Genomic DNA, 21238 nt, shown 5'->3' with positions numbered 1-21238 from the left:
GCGGTCGTGCTGCTCAGCCGCGCGCGGGTGCGGGCTCGGCGGTGCGGGGGTCGTGGGGGTCCCCGTCACCCGGCGCGTCCGCGGCGTCGCCGTCGGCCTGCCCCGCGCCACCGTCGTTCCCGACGTCGTCGGACAGGTCACCGGGCTCGTGCCCGACCTCGTGCCCGTCCCCGTCCGACGCGGCGGCCCGCACCGTCGTCCCGGCGAGCACGCCGACCAGCACCCCGGCCACCAGGGCGAGGACCACGGGCGTCCAGGCGGCGGCACCCACCCCGACCAGCGCCGCGCCCAGGACGGCCCCGGCGACCACGGGCACCCGCCGTGCCGCCCGGCGCAGGACTGCCACCGCGGCGACGAGCACCACCGCGACCAGCACCAGCTGCGGCAGCAGCGCGCCGGCGAGCACGGCTCCGGCGACGAGTGACCCGTCCGCCGCGACGACGGCCCGCGCCGCCACCACCGTCGCTGCCCCGCCCGCGAGCGCGGCCAGCAGCGGCGCGAGCACCTGCGACGTCGCGCCCCGCCGACGCAGGGCGGCCCAGGTGGCGGCGACCACGGGCGGCACGCCGGCGTCCCGGGAAGGCTCGCCACCGTCGGCCAGCCCGTCGCCGTCGCCCTCGCCCTCGTCCTCGTCCTCCACCGCGGCCCAGCCGCTGCGGGTCCGGGCGGTCCCGGCTGCGGCGCCGGCACGCCCGCGGACCGGCTCCCCCTCCCACGACGAGGCGTCGGACGTCGCCCAGCCCGCCGCTCCCGGACCGCCCGGCCCCCAGCCGTCGCCGGCCCAGCGGTCGTCGTCCCAGCGGTCGTCGTCCCACCCGTCGCCGTCCCAGGCCGTCAGGTCGACGACGCCGCTCTCGGCCCGCGCGCGCCGCTCCCGCACGCGGTCCCGCCACGCGTCGCGCACCCGCACGAGGGCCGCGCCCCGACCAGGACGGCCTGCCGGCGCGAGCTCCTCGCCGAGGGGCTCGTCGGCGGGAGCGGGAAGGCTGTCCCCGCCGACCGCGACGGCGGCGGCACGGCGTCGCGCCAGGAGTCCGGCCGCGGCCGGTGCGAGCAGCAGGAGCAGGGCCGCGACCGCCACGAGCTGCAGCGTCGCCGTCGCCCCGACCACGGGCGCCGCGACCACGTGCGTCGGCCCGACGCGCACCCACTCCTGCCGGACGGTGCCGAGGGCACCGACGGCCTGCGCGCCCGACGGGTCGTCCGTCCCGCGCGCGTACCGCTCGACGACGACGTCCACCGTGCGGGTCGCCGACCCCGCGACCGCCGTCACCACGAAGCCCTCCGCGCGCAGCGCGGCGGCCACCGCGTCGACGTCCGCGGCCGGTGCCACCCGCACCCGCACGCTGCTGACCGCCGCGTCGGCCCCCCACGCCTCACCCCACGCCACGTCCGCGATCGCGGTCGCCCCCGCGTCGGCCAGCCCGACCCCGGACAGCGTCGGGCGCAGCGCCGCTCCCCGCAGCGGCCGCCCCGCGGCGTCGGCGACGTGGGCCGGTGCCGGCACCGTCAGCCCCAGGGGCGCCGCGCCGCCGGTGCCGTCGTCGAGCAGCCCGGGCAGGTCCGCCGGGTCGTAGCGCGCGACGGGCGCGAGGAACGTCCCCGCGAAGAACCCGTCCTCGTCGGCCGCGGCGAAGCCCGTGCCCACCGCGCCCTGGAACGCGGCCTCGCGCCCCACCGGGGTGCCGTCCGACGCCGTCGTGATCCCGACGCCGCCGTCCCAGAAGTCGTCGCGGTCCGGCGCGACGAACCCCTCGGGCCGCAGGACGCGGTCGCCGTCGCTCTCGCGCAGGGCCGGCACCGGGCTGGTCGTCGTCGCCGCCAGCACCGCGGGCAGCCCCCAGGTGTCCTGCGCAGAAGCCAGCCGGTCGGTGCTCGGCACCTGCTCACCCGGCCACACGACGCGCTGCGCCCGGGACAGCAGCGGGTCGGCGGCCTGGGAGACGTCCACGACGGCGGTGCCGACGGGCTCACCGACGCCGTCCTGCACCCCGGCCGGCGGCAGGAACGTCTCCATCCCGGGTCCGCCGATGACGCCCACCTCGCCGAAGCCGGCCGTGACCTCCGCCGTGAGCCGCAGCTGCGGGGACCGTCCGGCGGCGACCAGGACGGGCGCGACCGGCGGCTCCGGCCACGGCGGCTCCTCCTCGGAGTCGTAGGACACCCACGGCCCCTCGGTCCGGGCCGCCTCCTGCCGCTCCCACATCGCCCGCAGGGCGTCGACGAAGGGGGTCGCGGGCTGCTCGGCCGCCCAGGCGGCGAGCGACGGCACGTCGTCCGCCCCCGCGGCGGCCACCGAGACCAGCGGGTCGAGGAACGCGCCGGCCTCGCCCAGCAGGGCCCGCTCCGCGGCGGGGTCGACCAGGGTCACGCGCGACCGCTCGCGCGGCGTGAAGCCCAGCGCGAAGGAGATGAGGCCCTCCTCGGCGGTCGCCTGCGTGAAGCTCGAGCTCGTGCCCAGCGCCGAGACCTGCACGGCCGTGCGCGGGTACGTGCGGCACGGCGCGGACTCCGGGTCGTCGGCGGAGTAGACCTGCCGGTCGACCGTGCAGGACCACCCGTCGGGCAGCGCGGCGACGTCGTCGTCCACCACGGGCGGGAGGTCCGCGTCGTCGATCACGGCCACCGGCCGCCGGTGGTCCACGACGCGCTCGCCCAGCCCGTCGTCGGTCGTCCACGTCAGCTCGAGGCGGTACGCCTGCGGGTTCGGGGTCGTCGTGTTGGACCGGTCGACCGGCACGACGAACGACACCTGGTCCGCGTCGGCCACGTCGAGCAACACCTCGCCCAGCGGCGCCGCGACCCCCACCCCGTCGACGGCCCGGACGCGGGCGACGTCGTCGAGCCCGAGGCGCTCCGGGAGGTTGGCCAGCAGGGCCGGCGGGACGTAGCCGTCGAGCACGGCCTCCGTCCCCGGCGCCGTGACCAGCAGGTCGTAGGCCCCGCTCGTCGCGGGCGCCCGCTCGGTGACGGCGCGGGTCACGACGGGGTCGGCGACGAGCGCCGCCACGGCGGTGGCGCCGACGAGCACGGCCGCCAGCACGCGCGCCGGACGGGCACCGCCCGCGATCGCGCCCGCGCGCAGCCGGGCCAGCGCGCCGGTGCGCACCGCGTCCCACCGGGGGCCGCGCCGCCACCCGGGGAGGTCCTGGCCCCCTGGTCCCACGGGTGGACGGTACCGCCGCGGGACCCGGGGCGACGAGGGCCGCACCTCCCGGCGCCACCTGAGGCCGAGACCCCGGGCGAGAGCCGCCGCCGAGATGCCGCCACCCCCCGTGCCCGGTAGACACGCCCCATGGGTGTGCTGACGCGATCGGTGACGCTGGGCCTCGCGGCCGGTGGTCGTTCGTCCACGGGGTTCGCGGTCCCCGCACTGGTGGCCGTCAAGGGCCGCCGCGGGCGGGGGGCGGCCCTCGTGCGCCTCGCCGCGGGTGCCGCGCTCGTGGGGGAGGCGGTGGCGGACAAGCTGCCCACGACGCCCAGCCGGCTCGCGTGGCCGATGCTGCCGGCGCGGGTGGCCGCGGGCGCCGGCGGCGCCGTGGCGCTGTCGGTCCTCGAGCACCGCCGTGGCGGCGCGCACCTCGTCGCCCTCCTGGGCGGTGCGGTGGGCGGGTACGTCGGCTCCGTCGCCGGTGCCACGTGGCGGCAGTGGGCCGCCGACTCCTCCTGCGAGTGGCTCCAGCCCGACGTGCGGGCCGCGCTGGTCGAGGACCTCGTCGTCCTCGACACCGCCAAGACGCTCGTCGTGTCCTCGCCCCGGAACGCCGCGCACGACGACCGGTACGCCCCGCGCCCCACGGCACCGCTCACCGGCTCCGCCCCCGCACGCCGGCCGGCCGGCCGCACGCCCGTCGTCGAGCTGGCGTACCGCCGGCCCTGAGCGCACCTCGCCCGGCATCGTCCGGGTGTGCACGACCCACACCACCCTCCGCAACCCCCGCTGGAGAGAGGACCTCGCATGGACCTGGGCATCGACGGACGCGTGGCGCTGGTGACCGGCGCCGACTCCGGGATCGGCCTGCACACCGCGGCGCTGCTGCTCGACGAGGGCGCCCGCGTGGTGCTCACCGACGTCGACGCCGAGCGCCTGGAGAAGGCCGCGGCGACGCTGGACGCCCCGGCGGACCGCGTGCTCACCGTCGCCGCCGACCTCACGGAGGCGGGCAGCGCCGAGCGGGTCGTCGCCGCGGCGACCGAGCGGTTCGGCGCGGTCGACGTGCTGGTCCACGCCGCCGGGATCACCGGCGCGCAGGGCCTCTTCCACGAGATCGACGAGGACGGCTGGCGGCAGACGCTCGAGACGGACCTGTTCGCCGCCGTGCGGGCGGTGCGGGCCGTCATCGACGGGATGCGTGCGCGGGGCTGGGGACGGGTCGTGCTCGTCGCCTCCGAGGACGCGGTGCAGCCCTACCCCGACGAGCTGCCGTACTGCGTCGCGAAGGCGGGCGTCCTCGCGCTGGTCAAGGGCCTGTCGAAGACGTACGCGTCGGAGGGCGTGCTGGTCAACGCCGTCTCGCCGGCGTTCATCGAGACGCCGATGACGGACGCGATGATGGACGAGCGCGCGGACGAGAACGGCACCTCGGTCGACGAGGCGATTCGCTCGTTCCTCGCCGAGGAGCGGCCGGGCATGGAGCTCGGCCGCCGCGGCCGACCCGAGGAGGTCGCCGCCGTCATCGGCTTCCTCGTCAGCGAGCGTGCGTCGTTCGTCAACGGCTCGAACTACCGCGTCGACGCCGGGTCGGTGCAGACCATCTGACGCGCGGGTGCGCCGGCCCGCTCGCCGGCCCGCTCGTCCGGCCCGCTCGTCCGGCTCAGTGCACGAGCTTGAGGCCGACGACGCAGCCGACGATCCCCGCCAGCAGGAGCACGCGCACCACGGACACGGGCTCGGCGCCGGTCGCCATCGCCCACGCGACGGTGAGCACCGCGCCGATGCCGACCCACACCGCGTAGCCCGTGCCGACCGGGATCTCCCGCAACGCGTACGCGAGCCCGCCCATGCTCAGCACGAGCGCAACGCCGAACACCACCGACGGCCCGAGGCGGCTGAACCCCTCCGACCGGCCCAGGGCGGTGGCCCACACGGCCTCGAGCACCCCGGACAGCACGAGCACGACCCACGACATGACGACCTCCGCCGGCCGTCTTGTCGCGCTCCGGGTACGGCTCCCTCGTCCGGCGCCCCACCGTCGGGGCCTCTGCCATGGTCGCAACGCCGGTGCGGGGGGTCCAGCCGGGAGGTGGTGAGGTGCCTCTCCACCCCTGTCGGAGGCCCTCGCTACGGTCGGGCCATGGCGGACGACGAGGAGCGCGGGTCCACGGGTGGCTGGGGGACCCTCGACAGCCGTGTCGCCTACGAGAACCCGTGGCTCGTCGTCCGCGAGGATCGCGTGCGCCGCCCGGACGGCGGCGCCGGCCTGTACGGGGTCGTGGAGGTGCGGCGGCCGTCGGTGTTCGTCGTGGCGCTCGACGACGAGGACCGCGTCGTGCTGGTCACCGTGGACCGGTACACCACCGGCCCGGGGTCGGTGGAGCTGCCCGGCGGCGGCACCGACGGCGAGGACCCGCTCGTCGCCGCGCGGCGCGAGCTCGCGGAGGAGACCGGGCTGACGGCGCGGGAGTGGACGCGGCTCGGCGGGATGGAGGCGCTCAACGGCGTCGCCCGCGCGCCGGAGCACGTCGTGCTGGCGCAGGGCGTCGAGCCGCTGCCGGCCGCCGGCGCCGCCGGGACGGCCGCCGAGCAGGCCTCCGAGGGGATCAGCACCGTCCGACGCGTGCCGTTCGCGCAGGTGCTGGCCCTGGTCGCCGACGGGACGATTCGCGACGGCGAGACCATCGCGGCGCTCGCGATCGCCGGGATCCACCTCGGGCGGTTCCGGTGAGCGGCGAGGACCTCGTCGCCCGGCTGCTCGCCGGGCCGCGGGGGCGGCGGTTGGCGTTCGAGGCGGCCGCCACCGCGCCCGGCGGCGAGGACCTCCGGCTCGCGGCCCTCGCACCGGCGACGGCGCTCGACGACGGGTCGACCGTGACCCTGGTCGCCGTTCGCGGCGCGTCCGGCGGCGGCGTGCCCTCGCTCGACGACCTGCGCCCCGCGGGCCTGCCGCCGGGGCCGGCGGGCGTCGTCGCGGCACTGGCCCGCGTCGAGGTCGAGGCGCTCGCCAGCGGGCCGGACCCCCGGCCCACGCTCGCCGCCGTCGTCGACACGGCCCGCTCCTGGCAGCCTCCTGAAGGGCTCGACCGCCTGCTCGCGCAGCCCGCGGTCCGCGATGCGCTGGCCCCGGCGCTCGCGGCGGTGCTGGCCCACCCCGCCGCCGCGTCCTGGGATGCGCCGGTGCAGCGCGGTGCGCAGCGGCTGGTGCAGCACGGATAGGCCGACGAGCCGCCGCCGCAGCCTTCCCTGCGCGACCGCGCCGACCCGCGCGAGGTCGTCGCCCGGTGGTGCGCGGACCTGCGGGCCGCCGAGAGCGCGGCGGCGGGGCGGCCGCCGGCCCCGGTCTCGGGGGCGTGGTGGTGCCGCCCGACGGCGGCGGACGGGGCGCTGGCGACCGCCGGCGACGGGCCCGACGGCGTCCCTTGGGCGCTGGACCTCGTCGAGGACCACCCGGGCGACGAGGCGCTGCACGTCGGTGCGGCCGTCGTCGACCCGGAGGCGCGCGTCGTCGAGGTCCGGTCGGCCGCCGGCTGGGCGGCGCTGACGGCTGCGCACCCGCTCGAGGTGACCTCGTCGCGCGGGTACCTCTGGTCGATGGCGACCGGCGGGCTGCCCGGCGAGGCCGGGGCGGGTCGATCCCGCGCCGACGACCGCTGGGTCGTCCCGGACGTCGACGCGCTCGCGGACGGCGCCGACGGCGTGCACCTGACCGTGCTCGCCTGGCTCGAGACCTCCGGCCGTGCGCTGCCCGTGCCCGGCCGGCCCGGCACGCGGACCTTCCTCGGCGGGTGGGACCCCGACGCGACGCTGTGGCTGCGGGCGGCCCTCGTCGAGCAGGGCGCGCCACGCACGTGGCGGCGCGACGACCGCGACCCGGGCCGCGGCTGGCGTCCGGACGGTGACGGGTAGCCGTCAGGCGGCCGCGGCGGGGGCGAACTGGGTGCGGTAGAGCTCGGCGTAGAGGCCGCCCGCGGCCAGCAGCTCGGCGTGCGTGCCCTGCTGCACGACGCGCCCGCGGTCGACGACGACGATGAGGTCCGCCTGGCGGATGGTCGAGAGCCGGTGGGCGATGACGACGCTGGTCCGGCCGGCGAGGGCCTGGTCGAGCGCGGCCTGCACGGCGGCCTCCGACTCGGAGTCGAGGTGCGCCGTCGCCTCGTCGAGCACGACGACGTCCGGCGCCTTGAGCAGCAGCCGCGCGATGGCCAGCCGCTGGCGCTCGCCGCCCGAGAGCCGGTACCCGCGGTCGCCGACGACCGTGCCGATCCCGTCGGGCAGCCCCGCGACGAGGTCGGCGACGTGCGCCTGGCGCAGCGCGGCCCACAGCTCCTCGTCGGTGGCGTCGGGACGGGCGTAGCGCAGGTTGCCGGCGATGGTGTCGTGGAAGAGGTGCGCCTCCTGGCTCACGATGCCGACCGTGGCGCGCAGCGACGCCTGCGTCACGTCGCGCAGGTCCTCGCCCGCCACCCGGACGGCGCCGCGGGTGGGGTCGTACATGCGCGTGACCAGCGCGGAGATGGTGGTCTTGCCGGCGCCGGACGGCCCGACGAGGGCCACCATGCGCCCGGCCGGTACGTGGAACGACACGTCGAGCAGGGTGTCCGCGGCCGCGTCGTGCTGCGGGACCGCGACGGACTCCAGCGAGGCGAGCGAGACCTCGTCGCCGCCGGGGTAGCGGAAGCCGACGCCGACGAGCTCGACGTCCGCGCCGCGCCGGGCCACGGCCGCGCGGAGATCCCGGGCGTCGGGGCGGTCCGTCACCGTCGGCTTCAGGTCCAGCACCTCGAGCACGCGCTCGAAGCTCACCAGCGCGGTCATGACGTCGACCTGGACGTTGGACATCGCGGTCAGCGGCCCGTAGAGCCGCGTGAGGTAGGCGGTGAGGGCGACGACGACGCCGACCGTGAGCTCCCCGCGGATGGCGAGCACACCGCCGAGGCCGTAGACGATGGCGACCGCGACGGACGCCACCGTCGTCAGGCCGACGCGGAACCACGTGGAGTACAGGGCCCGCTTGACGCCGATGTCGCGCACGCGCTCGACCTGGCCGGCGTAGGAGGCCGCCTCCCGCTCCGGCTCGCCGAAGACCTTGACGAGGTGTGCGCCGGCGACGTTGAAGCGCTCGGTCATGGTCTGCGCCGCCTCGGCGTTGAGCTCGTAGCTCTCGCGGGTGATGGCGGCGATCTTGCGCCCGAACCAGCGGGCGGGCAGCACGAAGACGGGCACGAGCACCAGCGAGACGAGCGTGAGCTGCCACGACATCGACAGCATCGCCGCCAGGACGAACACCACGGTCAGCGCGTTGGACACGACGTTCTGCAGCGTGGAGGTGAAGGCCTGCTGCGCGCCCAGCACGTCGCCGTTGAGGCGCTGGACGAGCGCGCCGGTCTTCGCGCGCGAGAAGAAGGCGAGCGGCATGCGCTGCACGTGGTCGAACACGGCGGTGCGCAGGTCCTGGATGAGGCCCTCACCGACCTGGGCGGAGACCCACCGGTCGGCGACGGACAGCGCGGCGCCGACGACGGCGACGAGCGCGACGACCCCGGCGATGGTGACGACGACGTCGGTGCGGCCGGGCGTGATGCCGTCGTCGATGAGGTGCCGGAACAGCAGCGGCGTCAGCGCGCCCAGCCCGGCCTCGACGGCGATGAGCACGAGGAAGACCGACAGCCGGGCGCGGTAGGGCCGGGCGAAGGCGAGGATGCGGCGCAGCGTGGCGCGCGAGAGCTTGCGTCGGGCGACGCTGCGGTCCTGGCCGAAGGTGCGCGACATGGGTCCGCCGCCACCGGGCATGTGGGGCATCGACACGGATGCCTCCTCCCTGGTCCGGGGCGTCCGGCGGCGGGTGTCGTCGCGGCGGGGAGCCGGGCCGGTGCTGAGTCTAACTCACTATGTGCTAGGCGCACCACCAGGGTACGCTCGGCCCGTGCCGGAGAGCCCTGACGAGAGTGCCGAGTTCCTGGAGCTCCTGCACACGCTGCTGCACGCGCTCCGCCGGGAGGCCTCAGCCAGCGGTGAGCCCGACGGCGTGACGCCGGGCCAGGTGCGGTTCCTGCGCCACCTCGAGCGCTGCGGCTGCGCGCGGCGGCCGGGGGAGCTGGCGGCCGAGCTCGACGTCGCGCCGCGGTCCATGACGTCGAAGGTGGACCAGGCCGAGGCCGACGGGCTGGTCGCCCGGCTGCCGGACCCGACCGACCGCCGCGCGACCCTCGTCGAGCTGACGCCGGCGGGGCGCGAGGTCCTCCGGCGGCTCTCGCACCGGCGGCACCTGGGAGCGCAGGAGCGCCTCGCCCGCCTGCCGGAGGCCGATCGTGCCGAGCTCCTGCGGCTCCTGCGGGTGGTCGCGGGCCCGGGCGACGCCGATGGGCCCGCGGGCGCCGCAGCCCGCCCGCAGGCGGTGTCCCCCGCCCCGTAGATGCGGGTGACGCCGATCGCCGCACACCTCTGACCAGGTCGTCCACGAGGCTGGTCCCCGAACGGGTGAAGCACTACGGTCGATCGCAGGCGTCACCCGCCGGAGCCACCCGGGGGTGCTCGTCGCCGCCGCCGGCGTGCCCCACGGGCGTCCGGCGCGGTCGCACGACCCACGCGAGGCACCGATGGCGACGACGCGATCGACGGACCCCTCCGCACGGCCCCCTGCGCCCGGCACCGGCGCCGCCGCCCAGGGGTCGCCGCGCAACCTGGCGCTGGCGACCGCCGGTTCCTCGTCAACTTCTGGGCGTGGGCGCTCCTCGGGCCGCTGGGCGCCGGCTACCGGGAGAGCCTGGGGCTGACCGCCCTCCAGCAGGCGGTGCTCGTCGCGGTCCCCGTGGTCGTCGGGTCGCTGGGCCGCATCCCGGTCGGCGCGCTGACGGACCGGGTCGGCGCCCGCGTCATGTTCCCGGCGGTCAGCCTGCTGACGGTGCTGCCCGTGCTGTACATCGGGCTCGTCGCCGACAGCTTCGGCGAGCTCATCGTCGGCGGGTTCTTCCTCGGTATCGGCGGCACGGCCTTCGCCGCCGGGGTGCCGCTCGTCAGCTCCTGGTACCCGCCGACGCGGCGGGGCACGGCGCTGGGCGTCTTCGGCGTCGGGATGGGCGGGGCCGCGGTGGCCGCCTTCACCACGGTCCGGCTGGCCGACGCCCTCGGCCGATCGGCGCCGTTCCTCATCGTCGCGGGTGTGCTCACCGTGTACGCGCTGCTGGCGGCGGCGCTGGTCCGCGACGCGCCGGGCCGCCCGGTGCCGACGGGCTCGTTCCTCGGCCGGACCTGGGCCACGGCGAAGCTGCCGGCCACGGCCCAGCTGTCGGTGCTCTACGCCGTCGGGTTCGGCGGCTTCGTGGCCTTCAGCGTCTACCTGCCGGCCTACCTGCGGAACGCGTTCGAGCTCACGCCCGGCGACGCGGCGCTGCGCACCGCCGGGTTCGTCGTGCTCGCGGTGGTCATGCGGCCCGTCGGGGGGTGGCTGTCCGACCGGGTGGACCCCGTGAGTGTGTGCGTCGTGTGCTTCCTCGGCGCGGCCGTGCTCGCGGGCCTCGCGGCGCTGGAGCTGCCGCTCGGGCCCACGGGGACGGTCGCCTTCCTCGGGCTCGCGGCGCTGCTGGGCGCGTCCTCCGCGGCGACGTTCGCGCTCGTCGCCCGGCTCGCCCCGGCGGAGAAGGTCGGGGCGGTCACGGGCCTCGTCGGGGCCGCCGGCGGGCTCGGCGGGTTCGTGCCGCCGCTCGTCATGGGCGCGGTCTACGACGCGCTCGGCGACTACGGCCTGGGCCTGGGTCTGCTGGCGGTCGTCTGCCTGCTGACGGCCGTCTTCACGCACACGGTGGTCCGCCGCTCCGCCGCGCGGGGCCGCTGACCGGCCGCCCCCGACGACCGCGGGACCGGCCGCCCCGCCCCCAGCCCCCGACGCACCGTCGACCGAGAGGACCCTCCCGTGACCCTGCAGGACGACGCGCGGACCCGCGCGAGGACGGGCGCCGCCCCCGGCATGGACGGCGGCGTCACGGACACGCTGCTGCGCCTGAGCCGCCACCTGCGCCGCGGCGAGACCTCGGACGACCTGCGGACGCTGCACCAGATCGGCGGACGCGACGCCGACACGTTCTACCGGGACCGCTGGAGCCACGACAAGGTGGTCCGCTCCACGCACGGCGTGAACTGCACGGGGTCCTGCTCGTGGAAGGTCTACGTCAAGGACGGGATCATCACCTGGGAGACCCAGCAGACCGACTACCCGTCGGTCGGCCCGGACAGCCCGGAGTACGAGCCCCGCGGCTGCCCCCGCGGCGCCGCCTTCTCCTGGTACACGTACTCGCCCACGCGGATCCGCTACCCCTACGTGCGCGGCGTCCTTCTCGACCTCTACCGCGCGGCGAAGGCCCGGCTCGGCGACCCCGTCGAGGCGTGGGCGAGCATCGTCGAGGACCCGGCCACGGCCCGGCAGTACAAGCGGGCGCGCGGGAAGGGCGGGCTCGTGCGCGCCACGTGGGACGAGGCCACCGAGATGGTCGCGGCCGCCCAGGTGCACACCATCCGCCGCTACGGCCCCGACCGGATCGCCGGCTTCTCGCCGATCCCGGCCATGTCCATCGTGTCCCATGGCGTCGGCGCCCGGTACCACGCGCTGATCGGCGCCCCGATGCTCTCGTTCTACGACTGGTACGCCGACCTACCCGTGGCCTCGCCGCAGGTGTTCGGCGACCAGACCGACGTCCCGGAGTCGGGGGACTGGTGGGACGCCGGGTACCTCATCATGTGGGGCTCCAACCTGCCCGTGACCCGCACGCCCGACGCCCACTGGATGGCGGAGGCCCGCTACCGCGGCCAGAAGGTCGTCGCGGTGGCCCCGGACTACGCGGACAACGTGAAGTTCGCCGACGAGTGGCTCGCGGTGGCGCCCGGCACCGACGGCGCGCTGGCCATGGCGATGGGGCACGTGACGCTGCGCGAGTTCTTCGTCGAGCGGGAGGTCCCGTACTTCACCGACTACGTCAAGCGGTTCACGGACCTGCCGTTCCTCGTCCGGCTCGACGAGCACGACGGCGCGTACGTGCCGGGCAAGTTCCTCACCGCGGAGGACCTGCCGGGCGCGGAGGCCCGCAGCGAGCACGCGGCCTTCAAGACCGTCCTGCTGGACGCGGCCACGGGTCGGCCGGTGGTGCCGGGCGGGTCGCTGGGCCACCGGTTCGGCCCGGAGGGCGAGGGCCGGTGGAACCTCGACCTGGGGGAGGTCGACCCGCAGCTCACCGCCGGGGGCGAGGGTGTCGAGGGCGCCGTGCTCGTCGACCTGCCGCGGTTCGACACGCTCGACGGGACGGCGGCGGTCGTCCGCCGGGGCGTGCCCGTGCGGCGCGTCGGCGGGCACCTCGTCACGACGGTCATGGACCTGCTGCTCGCGCAGTACGGCGTGGGCCGGCCCGGTCTGCCGGGGGAGTGGCCCACCGGGTACGACGACCCGTCGCAGCCCTGCACGCCGGCGTGGCAGGAGCAGTTCACGGGTGTGCCGGCGGCGAAGGCCGAGCGGATCGGCCGGGAGTTCGCCGCCAACGCCGAGGAGTCCCGCGGCCGGTCGATGATCCTCATGGGCGCCGGCACCAATCACTGGTTCCACTCCGACACCATCTACCGGGCGTTCCTCACGCTCACCACGCTGACGGGATGCCAGGGCGTCAACGGCGGCGGCTGGGCGCACTACGTCGGCCAGGAGAAGGTCCGCCCGGTCACCGGCCAGCAGATGTACGCCATGGGCACGGACTGGCACCGGCCGCCGCGCACGATGATCCAGACGGCCTACTGGTACCTGCACACGGACCAGTTCCGCTACGACGCGTTCGGCGCCGACACCCTCGCCGCCGCCACGCCGGGCACCGGCGGCCTCGCGGGGAAGGCGACCGCCGACGTCATCGCCCAGAGCGCGCGCATGGGCTGGATGCCGTCCTACCCCACCTTCGACCGCAGCCCGCTGCAGGTGGCCGACGACGCCGCCGCCGCGGGGCAGCCCGTCGAGCAGTACGTCCCGGCCGAGCTCGCGGCGGGCCGCCTGCGGTTCGCGGCCGAGGACCCCGACGCCCCGGAGAACTTCCCGCGCGTGCTCACCGTCTGGCGCGCGAACCTGCTGGGCTCGTCGAGCAAGGGCAACGAGTACTTCCTGCACCACCTGCTCGGCACGGACACCAACCTCCGCGCGCAGGAGGCGCCGCCCGGCTCGCGGCCGCGGGACGTGGTCTGGCGCGACGAGGCCCCCAGCGGCAAGCTCGACCTGCTGCTGTCCCTGGACTTCCGCATGACGAGCACGACGGTCTACTCCGACGTCGTCCTGCCGGCAGCCACGTGGTACGAGAAGCACGACCTCAACACCACGGACATGCACCCGTTCGTCAACTCCTTCACCCCGGCCATCGCGCCGCCGTGGCAGACGCGCACGGACTTCGACGCCTTCCACACCATCGCGCAGGCCTTCAGCCGGCTCGCGGAGCGGCACCTCGGGGTGCGGAAGGACGTCGTCGCGGTCCCGCTGCTGCACGACACCCCCGACGAGATGGCCAACCCGCACGGTCGCGTGCAGGACTGGAAGGCCGGCGACTGCGCGCCCGTCCCAGGGCGGACGATGCCGAAGCTCGTTGTGATCGAGCGCGACTACGCGGCGGTCGCCGCGAAGCTCGCCACCCTCGGGCCCGTCCCCGACACCCAGGGCCTGACGACGAAGGGCGTGACCTACGACGTCGGGCCGGAGATCGACCTGCTGCGGCGGGTGAACGGCGTCGCCCGCGTACGGCCGGGGGCGCCGGGCGCGGTCGCGGACGGCCGGCCGCTGCTCAGCCGCGACGTGCACGTCTGCGAGGCGGTCCTCACCCTGTCCGGCACGACGAACGGTCGGCTCGCGACCCAGGGCTTCCACACCCTCGAGCGCCGCACGGGCACGCGCATGGCGGACCTGGCGGCCGAGCACGAGGGCAAGCGGATCACCTTCGCGGACACGCAGGCGGCGCCGACGACCGTCATCACCTCACCCGAGTGGTCCGGGACCGAGCACGGCGGCCGGCGGTACTCGCCGTTCACCGTCAACGTCGAGCGGCTCAAGCCCTGGCACACCCTCACCGGCCGCCAGCACTTCTACCTCGACCACGACTGGATGGCCGAGCTGGGGGAGGGGCTGCCGGTGTTCCGGCCGCCGCTGGACATGGGAGCGCTGTTCGGCGAACGGACGGTAGGGCACACCGGCCCGGTGGACGGCCTGGAGGGGCTCGGCGTGACCGTGCGGTACCTGACCCCGCACAACAAGTGGTCCATCCACTCGGAGTACCAGGACAACCTCTTCATGCTGTCGCTGTCCCGCGGCGGGCCGCTCATCTGGATGAGCGACGTCGACGCGGCCAAGGTCGGCATCGCCGACAACGACTGGATCGAGGCGGTGAACCGCAACGGCGTCGTCGTCGCCCGCGCGATCGTCTCCCACCGGATGCCGGAGGGGACGGTCTACATGCACCACGCGCAGGACCGGCTCATCGACGTGCCGCTGACGGAGACGACGGGCCGGCGCGGCGGCATCCACAACTCCCTGACGCGGCTGCTGGTCAAGCCCAGCCACCTCATCGGCGGGTACGCCCAGCTGTCCTACGCGTTCAACTACCTGGGGCCGACCGGCAACCAGCGCGACGAGGTGACGGTCGTGCGCCGTCGCTCCCAGGAGGTGCGGTACTGATGCGCGTCATGGCCCAGATGGCGATGGTGATGAACCTCGACAAGTGCATCGGGTGCCACACGTGCTCGGTCACCTGCAAGCAGGCGTGGACCAACCGCACCGGCACGGAGTACGTCTGGTTCAACAACGTCGAGACGCGGCCCGGGCAGGGCTACCCGCGGACCTACGAGGACCAGGAGAGGTGGGAGGGCGGCTGGACCCTCAACCGCCGCGGCCGCCTGCAGCTCAAGGCCGGCGGCCGGCTGAAGAACCTGCTCACGGTGTTCGCGAGCCCGAAGATGCCGTCCATCGACGAGTACTACGAGCCGTGGACGTACGACTACGAGAACCTCACCGACGCGCCCCTGCAGGAGCACACCCCCGTCGCCCGCCCGAAGTCCCTCATCTCGGGCGAGGACATGCAGGTGCGGTGGAGCGCCAACTGGGACGACGACCTGGGCGGTGCGCCGGCACTCCTGGCCGACGACCCCGTACTGGCGAAGGTCTCCGACACGGTCAAGCTCCAGTTCGAGCAGACGTTCATGTTCTACCTGCCGCGGATCTGCGAGCACTGCCTGAACCCGTCGTGCGCGGCGTCGTGCCCGTCGGGGGCGATCTACAAGCGCGAGGAGGACGGCATCGTCCTGGTGGACCAGGACCGGTGCCGCGGCTGGCGCAAGTGCGTCACGGGCTGCCCGTACAAGAAGGTCTACTTCAACCACCGCACGGGCAAGGCCGAGAAGTGCACGTTCTGCTTCCCGCGCGTGGAGGTCGGGCTGCCGACCGTGTGCTCCGAGACGTGCGTGGGGCGGCTGCGCTACATCGGCCTGGTCCTCTACGACGCCGATCGCGTGCTGGAGGCGGCCTCGGTGACCGACGAGCGCGAGCTGCTGGCGGCCCAGCGCCGCGTCTTCCTCGACCCCGACGACCCCGTGGTGCAGGCAGAGGCCGAGCGGGCGGGCATCGCGCGCGACTGGGTGCTGGCCGCGCAGCGGTCGCCGGTGTGGGCGCTGATCAACCGGTACGAGGTGGCCCTGCCGCTGCACCCCGAGTACCGCACGATGCCGATGGTCTGGTACATCCCGCCGCTGTCGCCGGTCGTCGACGTCGTCGCCGAGACGGGCGAGGACGGGGAGGACGCGGGCAACCTGTTCGCCGCCGTGGAGGCCCTGCGCATCCCGGTGGAGTACCTCGCGGAGCTGTTCACGGCCGGGGACACCGCGCCCGTGACGGCCGTCCTCAAGCGGCTCGCGGCCATGCGCTCATACATGCGCGACCTGAACATGGGCCGCCCCGGGAAGGCGGCGATCCCCGAGGCCGTCGGCCTGGACGAGGCGACGATGCAGGAGATGTACCGCCTGCTCGCCCTGGCCAAGTACGACGAGCGCTACGTCATCCCCACCGCGCACGCGGAGCAGGCGCACCGCCTGGAGGAGCTGGCCACGGAGTGCTCGCTCGACTACGACGGCGGACCGGGCATGGGCGGCTCGGGGCCGTTCGGCGAGGGCTCGGGGGGCGCGTTCCGCAACGACCCCGTCGCGGTGGAGAACTTCCACATGCTCAAGGAGCGGCAGACCACGGACACGGTCGCCGATCCGGCGACCCGCAAGGCCCGCGTGAACCTGCTGAGCTGGGACGGCAAGGGGGCACCGGCGGGCCTGTTCCCCCCCAGGCCGGGCCCGGACGGCGCTGACCTGCGCGAGCCCGAGGGCGACGACTCCGCGGCGCTCATCCCGCCGGGGTCCACGGGCACGCACGACGGCGAGCGCTCGGGGGACCACCGGTGAACCGCGTCGCCCGCGCCGCGGCCGCCCGCCGGGTCGCGAGCCGCGAGAGCGCGGTGGTCCAGCGTCTGGCCGCCCTGCTCCTGGAGTACCCGACCCGCGACCTGCTGGACCTGCTCCCGACGATGACGGCCGCCGCCGAGGGGCTGCCGGCGCACCTGCGGGTACCCCTCGAGGGAACCCTGGACCACCTGCGCACCCACGACCTCGGCGAGCTCGAGGCCGCTTACGTCACCACCTTCGACCTGGCCCGGCGGCGGTCGCTGTACCTGACCTACTACGCCTACGGCGACACCCGGAAGCGCGGCGTGGCGCTGGTCGAGTTCAAGCAGGCGTACCGGGCCGCCGGCTTCACCATGGCGACGTCGGAGGACCTGCCCGACGGCGAGCTGCCCGACCACCTGTGCGTCGTGCTCGAGTTCGGCTCGTCGGGGGACGAGCGCGCGCAGGAGGCGGCCCTGCGACTGCTGCTGGCCCACCGCGCGGGGCTGGAGCTGCTGCGGCTCGGGCTGCTCGAGGCGGGCTCGCCCTGGGCCGGCCCACTCGTCGCCGTGTGCGCCACCCTGCCGCCCCTGGACGGCGACGAGCGCGCGGCCGTCGCGCGGCTGGCCGCCGAGGGGCCGCCGGGCGAGGAGGTCGGGCTGCAGCCGTTCGCGCCGCCGTCGTACATGCCGGACAGCACGTCGCACCCCTTCCCGCGACCCTCGAGCCAGCCCTCGAGGCAGCCCTCGACCCAGCCCTCGACCAAGAGGAGAGCACGCCGATGACCAGCACCGCCGACGTCGTCCTGTGGGTCGTCGTCCCCTACGTCTGCCTGGCCGTCTTCGTGCTCGGGCACGTGTGGCGCTACCGGTACGACAGGTTCGGCTGGACCACGCGCTCCTCGCAGCTCTACGAGCGCCGGTTGCTGCGCTGGGCCAGCCCGATGTTCCACTTCGGCATCCTCGCGGTGTTCCTGGGGCACGTCATGGGGCTGGGCATCCCGAAGTCGTGGACCGAGGCGGTGGGGATGAGCGAGGAGGTCTACCACGTCCTGGCGGTGTCGATCGGGGCGGTTGCGGGGTTCTGCACGGTCGTGGGGCTCGCGCTGCTCATCTACCGGCGGCGGACCGTCGGACCGGTGTTCCGCGCGACGACCCGGATGGACAAGGTCATGTACCTGTTCCTGACCGTGGTCATCGTCCTGGGGCTGTGGAACACCGTCGCCGGGTCCGTGCTCAACCTGGGCGGGCACTACGACTACCGCGAGGGCGTGTCCGTGTGGTTCCGCGGCATCTTCCGGTTCGACCTGCACCCCGAGCTCATGGCGGCGGCGCCCCTGGGGTTCCAGCTGCACGGCATGACCGCCATGCTGCTGTTCGCGCTGTGGCCGTTCACGCGCCTGGTGCACGTGTTCAGCGCACCCGTCGGGTACCTGTGGCGGCCGTACGTCGTCTACCGCTCGCGCGGCGGTGGCGACCGCCTCGGCTCGCGCGGCACGCGCCCCGGCTGGGAGCGCAGCGAACGCCGCGAGCCGGCGGGCCGCCGCTGACGCCCCGTCATCCGCGGCTGCGGCGACCGCTGCGGCAGGGTGCGTCTACCCGGTGAGGAGGTCAGCCCGGAGCGCTGCCGTCCAGGTCGGTGCGGTGGGCGACCACGCGGACACCGTCCGGGGTGAACGCGAGCTCGTGCAGCTCGGCGCGCACGTGCGGCGTACCCATGCCGCGGTGCAGGACGAGGAACGAGGTGCCGTCGAACGCGTCGAAGGTCATGCCGTGACCCGCGTTGCCGCCGACGAGGACGTCGCCCTGCCGCCAGGGCCCGCGCAGGGCACCCGAGTCCGACACGGCCCAGGTCTGGACGTAGTCGTCGCCGGCACCACGGGGGTCGTCAGCGGGGCGGCGCTGGTAGGAGGACCAGAGCATGAGCAGCGCGCCGCCCGGCAACCGGCGCAGCTGTGGGCCGTCCGTGACGTAGGGCGGCAGGGCGGCCGGGCCGGGGACGGCCTCGTCGAGCCAGGAGGCCGACGAGCCGCGCAGCAGCAGGACGGGGTCGCCGTCGGCACCCGACAGGTCGGGGCGCAGCGGCACCGCCTCGATCGTGCCGTCGACCGTCTGCACCCACTCGTGCGCGTAGACCATCCAGGGCCGGCCGTCGTCGTCGACGAACAGCGTGCCGTCGAGCGTCATGAACGCCGCCGGGGCGACGGACGCGGCGGCGTCCACGAGCCGGAACGGCCCCGCGGGGTCGTCGGCCACCGCGACGACCGTGCCGCGGGCCGTCGGCACCATCTCCCGGCCGTCCGGTCCCCAGGCCCGCAGCCGCGTGCCGCCGACGACCGCGTCCGGCAGCCGCGTCGACGAGTCGTGCAGCGTCGTGAACAGGTGGAAGCGGCCGGCGTGCTCGTGCACCTCCGGCGCCCAGGGCGCCTCGTCGGGCGACGCCCACGCACCCTCCGGGAGACGGAACACCTCGGTCGGGCCGTGCCAGAGGAGCAGGTCGGTGCTCGTGTACGTGACGACCGCGCCGAGCACCGGGTCGGTCGTGTACAGGTGGTAGGTGCCGCTGGCCGCGTGCGGGAGGACGAAGGGGTCGTGGGTCCAGAACTCCGCGAGCGTGCGGCCGGGGGACGGCGTCGTCATGGGCCCAGTAGACAGGACCTCAGTAGACGACGACCGGCGTGCCGATCGGCGCGCCCCAGGTGTCCCAGATCCAGTCCATCGCGCTGTTGGCGACGCGGACGCAGCCGTGGGAGGCCGGCCACGGCGGCACGGAGTCCGAGCCGTGCACGGCCCAGCCCGCGCGGAAGTACTTCGGCCGGTACAGCGTGCCCAGCTCGAGCGAGGACTCGCGCAGCCCGTCGACCTCGCGGACCACCGTGTACTCGCCCGTCGGTGTGTACGCGCGCTGCGGCCGGCCCGCGGCCTCGTAGCTCTCGCCGTTGCCCGACGAGGCGTTGATGACCCGGGTCACCACACCGCCGTCCACCGCCAGCACGAGCTGCCGGTCGAGGTCGACCTCGATGACCCGACCGCTCGTGGTGCGGGCCGTGGGGCGGGTCCCCGCGTCGAGCGCAGCCTGCGTCTGCGGCCCGACGAGGCCGTCGCGGCTGATCCCCGCCGCCTTCTGCAGCGCCCACACGGCCTGCTGCGTCGCGGACCCGAACCGGCCGTCGGGCTCGGCCACCGCGTAGCCGAGCTCGACGAGGCGTGCCTGCAGCACCCGCACGGCGTCGCCCTCGTCGCCGCGCCGCAGCGGGGCGGGCTCGGCGGGTGCGGTCGGCTCGGGGGACGGCGTCGCGGACGGGGTGGGCGTCCCGCTCGGGGACGGCGCGGGCGTCAGGCTCGGCGTCGCGCTCGGGGACGGCACCGGTGACGTGCTCGGTGATCCGGACGGCGCGGCGGAGGCGTCAGGGGACGGGCCGCCGGTGGGCCGGTCGCCCGGCGGGGCCGACGACGGCCGGGCGGACGGGGTGGCCGTCGGGGCCGGACCCGCCGCGCCGGGGTCCGCGTCCGTGCCGGTGGTGCACCCGGCCAGCAGCGTGATCCCCAGCAGCGCTGCCGTCGCGGCCCGCACGGCCGCCACCGGCCCGCGCCGCCGTGAGCCCCGGCCGTGCCCGTCGCCCGTCCCCGCCGTCATCGCTCCCCCTGCTGCTGTCGTGCTGCTCGCCTGCTGCTGCCCGGCGCCTCGAGGCCGACCGGGTCGAGGGGCAAGCCTCGCGGATCGGGCGGCGCGCGGACGACGTGGTGTGCTCGGCGACGGGGATCGTTGCCCGATCGTGACGGCGGCCGGTCAGGACCGGCCCCAGGTGCCGGTCGCAGCACCCGGCCGTAGCGTCGAGGGCATGGAGACCCTGATCGAGAACGCGGCCCGTCCCTTCGCCGTCGTGACCGGCGCCTCGAGCGGGATCGGGCTCGAGCTGGCCCGCGAGCTCGCCGAGCGCGGGTTCGACCTGCTGGTCACCGCGGAGGACGCGGAGATCACCCTCGCGGCCGACGCGCTGTCAGCGGGTGGCGGGGCGGTCCGGTCCACGCGTGCGGACCTGACGACGACCGCGGGCGTCGACGAGCTCGTCGCCGCGGTGAAGGCGGTCGAGCGTCCCGTCGACGTCCTCTGCCTCAACGCGGGCGCCGCGGCCGGCGGGGCGTTCCTCGAGCGGCCGCTCGAGGACAACCTCAAGACCATCGCGCTGGACGTCCTCGCCAACGTGCGGCTGACCCACGCGCTCCTGCCGGCGATGGTCGCGCGCGGCACGGGCCGCGTGCTGGCGACGAGCAGCGTCGCCGCGCTGCAACCGGGGCCGTACGACGCCACCTACGCGGCGTCGAAGTCCTTCGTGCAGTCCTTCTTCGAGGCCCTGCGGCGCGAGGTCAAGGACTCGGGCGTCACCATCACGACGCTGCTCCCCGGACCGACGGACACCGACTTCTTCGCCGAGGGCGAGCTCGAGGACTCCACGGCGGGCCGCGGCGGCAAGGACGACCCGGCGAAGGTCGCCCACGAGGGCATCGAGGCAGCCCTGGCCGGCAAGGACAAGGTCGAGGTGAAGAGCCTCCGCACCAAGATGCAGAGCGCGATCGCCGCCGTGCTGCCCGACAGGGCCAAGGCCGCCGTCCACGAGACCTTCGTCAAGCCGGACCACGCCGGCTGACGTCGCCCCCC

General features: G+C 75.6%; 17 protein-coding genes and 1 riboswitch. Of the genes, 12 read left to right on the top strand and 5 right to left on the bottom strand.

Translation table 11 applies throughout. The features are described from left to right. Positions 1 to 13: 13 nt before the first annotated feature. A complete protein-coding gene (locus tag AC2TDM_RS16280; protein WP_484635317.1) occupies positions 14 to 3166 on the bottom strand; it encodes a hypothetical protein in 3153 nt (1050 codons plus the stop codon). Between the two features lie 129 nt (positions 3167 to 3295). Here AC2TDM_RS16280 and AC2TDM_RS16275 point away from each other — a divergent pair, with 129 nt between their 5' ends. Together AC2TDM_RS16275 and AC2TDM_RS16270 are read left to right on the top strand one after the other, a co-directional pair. Then, the gene (locus AC2TDM_RS16275; RefSeq protein WP_484635316.1) at positions 3296 to 3880 is read left to right on the top strand and encodes a hypothetical protein; all 585 of its coding nucleotides are present in this window, start codon (positions 3296 to 3298) and stop codon (positions 3878 to 3880) included. 78 nt (positions 3881 to 3958) lie between these two features. Then, entirely contained in the window at positions 3959 to 4759 is an 801-nt protein-coding gene (locus tag AC2TDM_RS16270; protein ID WP_090032558.1) for an SDR family NAD(P)-dependent oxidoreductase, read from the top strand. A 55-nt stretch (positions 4760 to 4814) separates the two neighbouring features. On the opposite strand, the gene AC2TDM_RS16265 is transcribed toward AC2TDM_RS16270, so the two are convergent. Further along, a complete protein-coding gene (locus AC2TDM_RS16265) occupies positions 4815 to 5129 on the bottom strand; it encodes a DMT family transporter (RefSeq protein WP_090032556.1) in 315 nt (104 codons plus the stop codon). A gap of 10 nt (positions 5130 to 5139) precedes the next feature. Beyond that, positions 5140 to 5203, bottom strand: a riboswitch (guanidine-III (ykkC-III) riboswitch). Between the two features lie 91 nt (positions 5204 to 5294). Here AC2TDM_RS16265 and AC2TDM_RS16260 point away from each other — a divergent pair. The 3 genes from AC2TDM_RS16260 to AC2TDM_RS16250 all read left to right on the top strand — a co-directional run bounded on the left by AC2TDM_RS16260 (position 5295) and on the right by AC2TDM_RS16250 (position 7063). Beyond that, positions 5295 to 5885, top strand: a complete 591-nt coding sequence (locus AC2TDM_RS16260; protein ID WP_090032554.1) for an NUDIX domain-containing protein — start codon at positions 5295 to 5297, stop codon at positions 5883 to 5885. Next, positions 5882 to 6373, top strand: a complete 492-nt coding sequence (locus AC2TDM_RS16255; RefSeq protein ID WP_484635315.1) for a hypothetical protein — start codon at positions 5882 to 5884, stop codon at positions 6371 to 6373. The genes AC2TDM_RS16260 and AC2TDM_RS16255 overlap by 4 nt, the downstream gene beginning before the upstream one ends. Positions 6374 to 6718: 345 nt before the next feature. Continuing rightward, positions 6719 to 7063 carry a hypothetical protein gene (locus tag AC2TDM_RS16250; RefSeq protein WP_484635314.1) on the top strand — a complete coding sequence of 115 codons (345 nt, stop codon included), beginning with the start codon at positions 6719 to 6721 and terminating at the stop codon, positions 7061 to 7063. Between the two features lie 3 nt (positions 7064 to 7066). Here AC2TDM_RS16250 and AC2TDM_RS16245 read toward each other — a convergent pair whose 3' ends face one another. After that, complete coding sequence (locus AC2TDM_RS16245; RefSeq protein WP_090032738.1) at positions 7067 to 8956, bottom strand: ABC transporter ATP-binding protein; 1890 nt, start codon at positions 8954 to 8956, stop codon at positions 7067 to 7069. Between the two features lie 124 nt (positions 8957 to 9080). Here AC2TDM_RS16245 and AC2TDM_RS16240 point away from each other — a divergent pair, with 124 nt between their 5' ends. The 6 genes from AC2TDM_RS16240 to narI all read left to right on the top strand — a co-directional run bounded on the left by AC2TDM_RS16240 (position 9081) and on the right by narI (position 18128). Continuing rightward, complete coding sequence (locus AC2TDM_RS16240; protein ID WP_484635313.1) at positions 9081 to 9569, top strand: MarR family winged helix-turn-helix transcriptional regulator; 489 nt, start codon at positions 9081 to 9083, stop codon at positions 9567 to 9569. 327 nt (positions 9570 to 9896) lie between these two features. Continuing rightward, a complete protein-coding gene (locus AC2TDM_RS16235; RefSeq protein WP_484636488.1) occupies positions 9897 to 10988 on the top strand; it encodes an MFS transporter in 1092 nt (363 codons plus the stop codon). Between the two features lie 132 nt (positions 10989 to 11120). Next, positions 11121 to 14834: a nitrate reductase subunit alpha gene (locus AC2TDM_RS16230; RefSeq protein WP_484636487.1), complete on the top strand. Its 3714-nt coding sequence runs from the start codon at positions 11121 to 11123 to the stop codon at positions 14832 to 14834. Beyond that, positions 14834 to 16600, top strand: coding sequence for a nitrate reductase subunit beta (gene narH, locus AC2TDM_RS16225; protein ID WP_090032549.1), 1767 nt, complete (start codon positions 14834 to 14836; stop codon positions 16598 to 16600). Before AC2TDM_RS16230 ends, narH begins: the two co-directional genes overlap by 1 nt. Next, positions 16597 to 17364, top strand: coding sequence for a nitrate reductase molybdenum cofactor assembly chaperone (gene narJ / locus AC2TDM_RS16220; RefSeq protein WP_090032548.1), 768 nt, complete (start codon positions 16597 to 16599; stop codon positions 17362 to 17364). Before narH ends, narJ begins: the two co-directional genes overlap by 4 nt. Further along, positions 17361 to 18128, top strand: coding sequence for a respiratory nitrate reductase subunit gamma (gene narI, locus AC2TDM_RS16215; protein WP_090032546.1), 768 nt, complete (start codon positions 17361 to 17363; stop codon positions 18126 to 18128). Before narJ ends, narI begins: the two co-directional genes overlap by 4 nt. 61 nt (positions 18129 to 18189) lie before the next feature. On the opposite strand, the gene AC2TDM_RS16210 is transcribed toward narI, so the two are convergent. Then, on the bottom strand, positions 18190 to 19218 hold the full coding sequence (locus tag AC2TDM_RS16210; RefSeq protein ID WP_484635312.1) for a glycoside hydrolase family 43 protein: 1029 nt from the start codon (positions 19216 to 19218) through the stop codon (positions 18190 to 18192). Between the two features lie 19 nt (positions 19219 to 19237). Next, positions 19238 to 20215: a L,D-transpeptidase family protein gene (locus AC2TDM_RS16205; RefSeq protein WP_484635311.1), complete on the bottom strand. Its 978-nt coding sequence runs from the start codon at positions 20213 to 20215 to the stop codon at positions 19238 to 19240. A gap of 205 nt (positions 20216 to 20420) precedes the next feature. Here AC2TDM_RS16205 and AC2TDM_RS16200 point away from each other — a divergent pair, with 205 nt between their 5' ends. Next, positions 20421 to 21227 carry an SDR family NAD(P)-dependent oxidoreductase gene (locus AC2TDM_RS16200; protein WP_484635310.1) on the top strand — a complete coding sequence of 269 codons (807 nt, stop codon included), beginning with the start codon at positions 20421 to 20423 and terminating at the stop codon, positions 21225 to 21227. Positions 21228 to 21238: the final 11 nt, after the last annotated feature.

The organism is Cellulomonas sp. plas2 (assembly GCF_057221735.1).
Note: the sequence above shows the minus strand (reverse complement) of the source record. Positions and strands in the feature narration are given on the sequence as shown.

Coding starts and splice junctions, on each gene's coding strand:
- AC2TDM_RS16275 (WP_484635316.1), top strand. CDS start 3,296: ATGGGTGTGCTGACGCGATCGGTGACGCTGGGCCTCGCGGCCGGTGGT.
- AC2TDM_RS16270 (WP_090032558.1), top strand. CDS start 3,959: ATGGACCTGGGCATCGACGGACGCGTGGCGCTGGTGACCGGCGCCGAC.
- AC2TDM_RS16265 (WP_090032556.1), bottom strand. CDS start 5,129: ATGTCGTGGGTCGTGCTCGTGCTGTCCGGGGTGCTCGAGGCCGTGTGG.
- AC2TDM_RS16260 (WP_090032554.1), top strand. CDS start 5,295: ATGGCGGACGACGAGGAGCGCGGGTCCACGGGTGGCTGGGGGACCCTC.
- AC2TDM_RS16245 (WP_090032738.1), bottom strand. CDS start 8,956: ATGCCCCACATGCCCGGTGGCGGCGGACCCATGTCGCGCACCTTCGGC.
- AC2TDM_RS16230 (WP_484636487.1), top strand. CDS start 11,121: ATGGACGGCGGCGTCACGGACACGCTGCTGCGCCTGAGCCGCCACCTG.
- narH (WP_090032549.1), top strand. CDS start 14,834: ATGCGCGTCATGGCCCAGATGGCGATGGTGATGAACCTCGACAAGTGC.
- narI (WP_090032546.1), top strand. CDS start 17,361: ATGACCAGCACCGCCGACGTCGTCCTGTGGGTCGTCGTCCCCTACGTC.
- AC2TDM_RS16210 (WP_484635312.1), bottom strand. CDS start 19,218: ATGACGACGCCGTCCCCCGGCCGCACGCTCGCGGAGTTCTGGACCCAC.
- AC2TDM_RS16205 (WP_484635311.1), bottom strand. CDS start 20,215: ATGACGGCGGGGACGGGCGACGGGCACGGCCGGGGCTCACGGCGGCGC.
- AC2TDM_RS16200 (WP_484635310.1), top strand. CDS start 20,421: ATGGAGACCCTGATCGAGAACGCGGCCCGTCCCTTCGCCGTCGTGACC.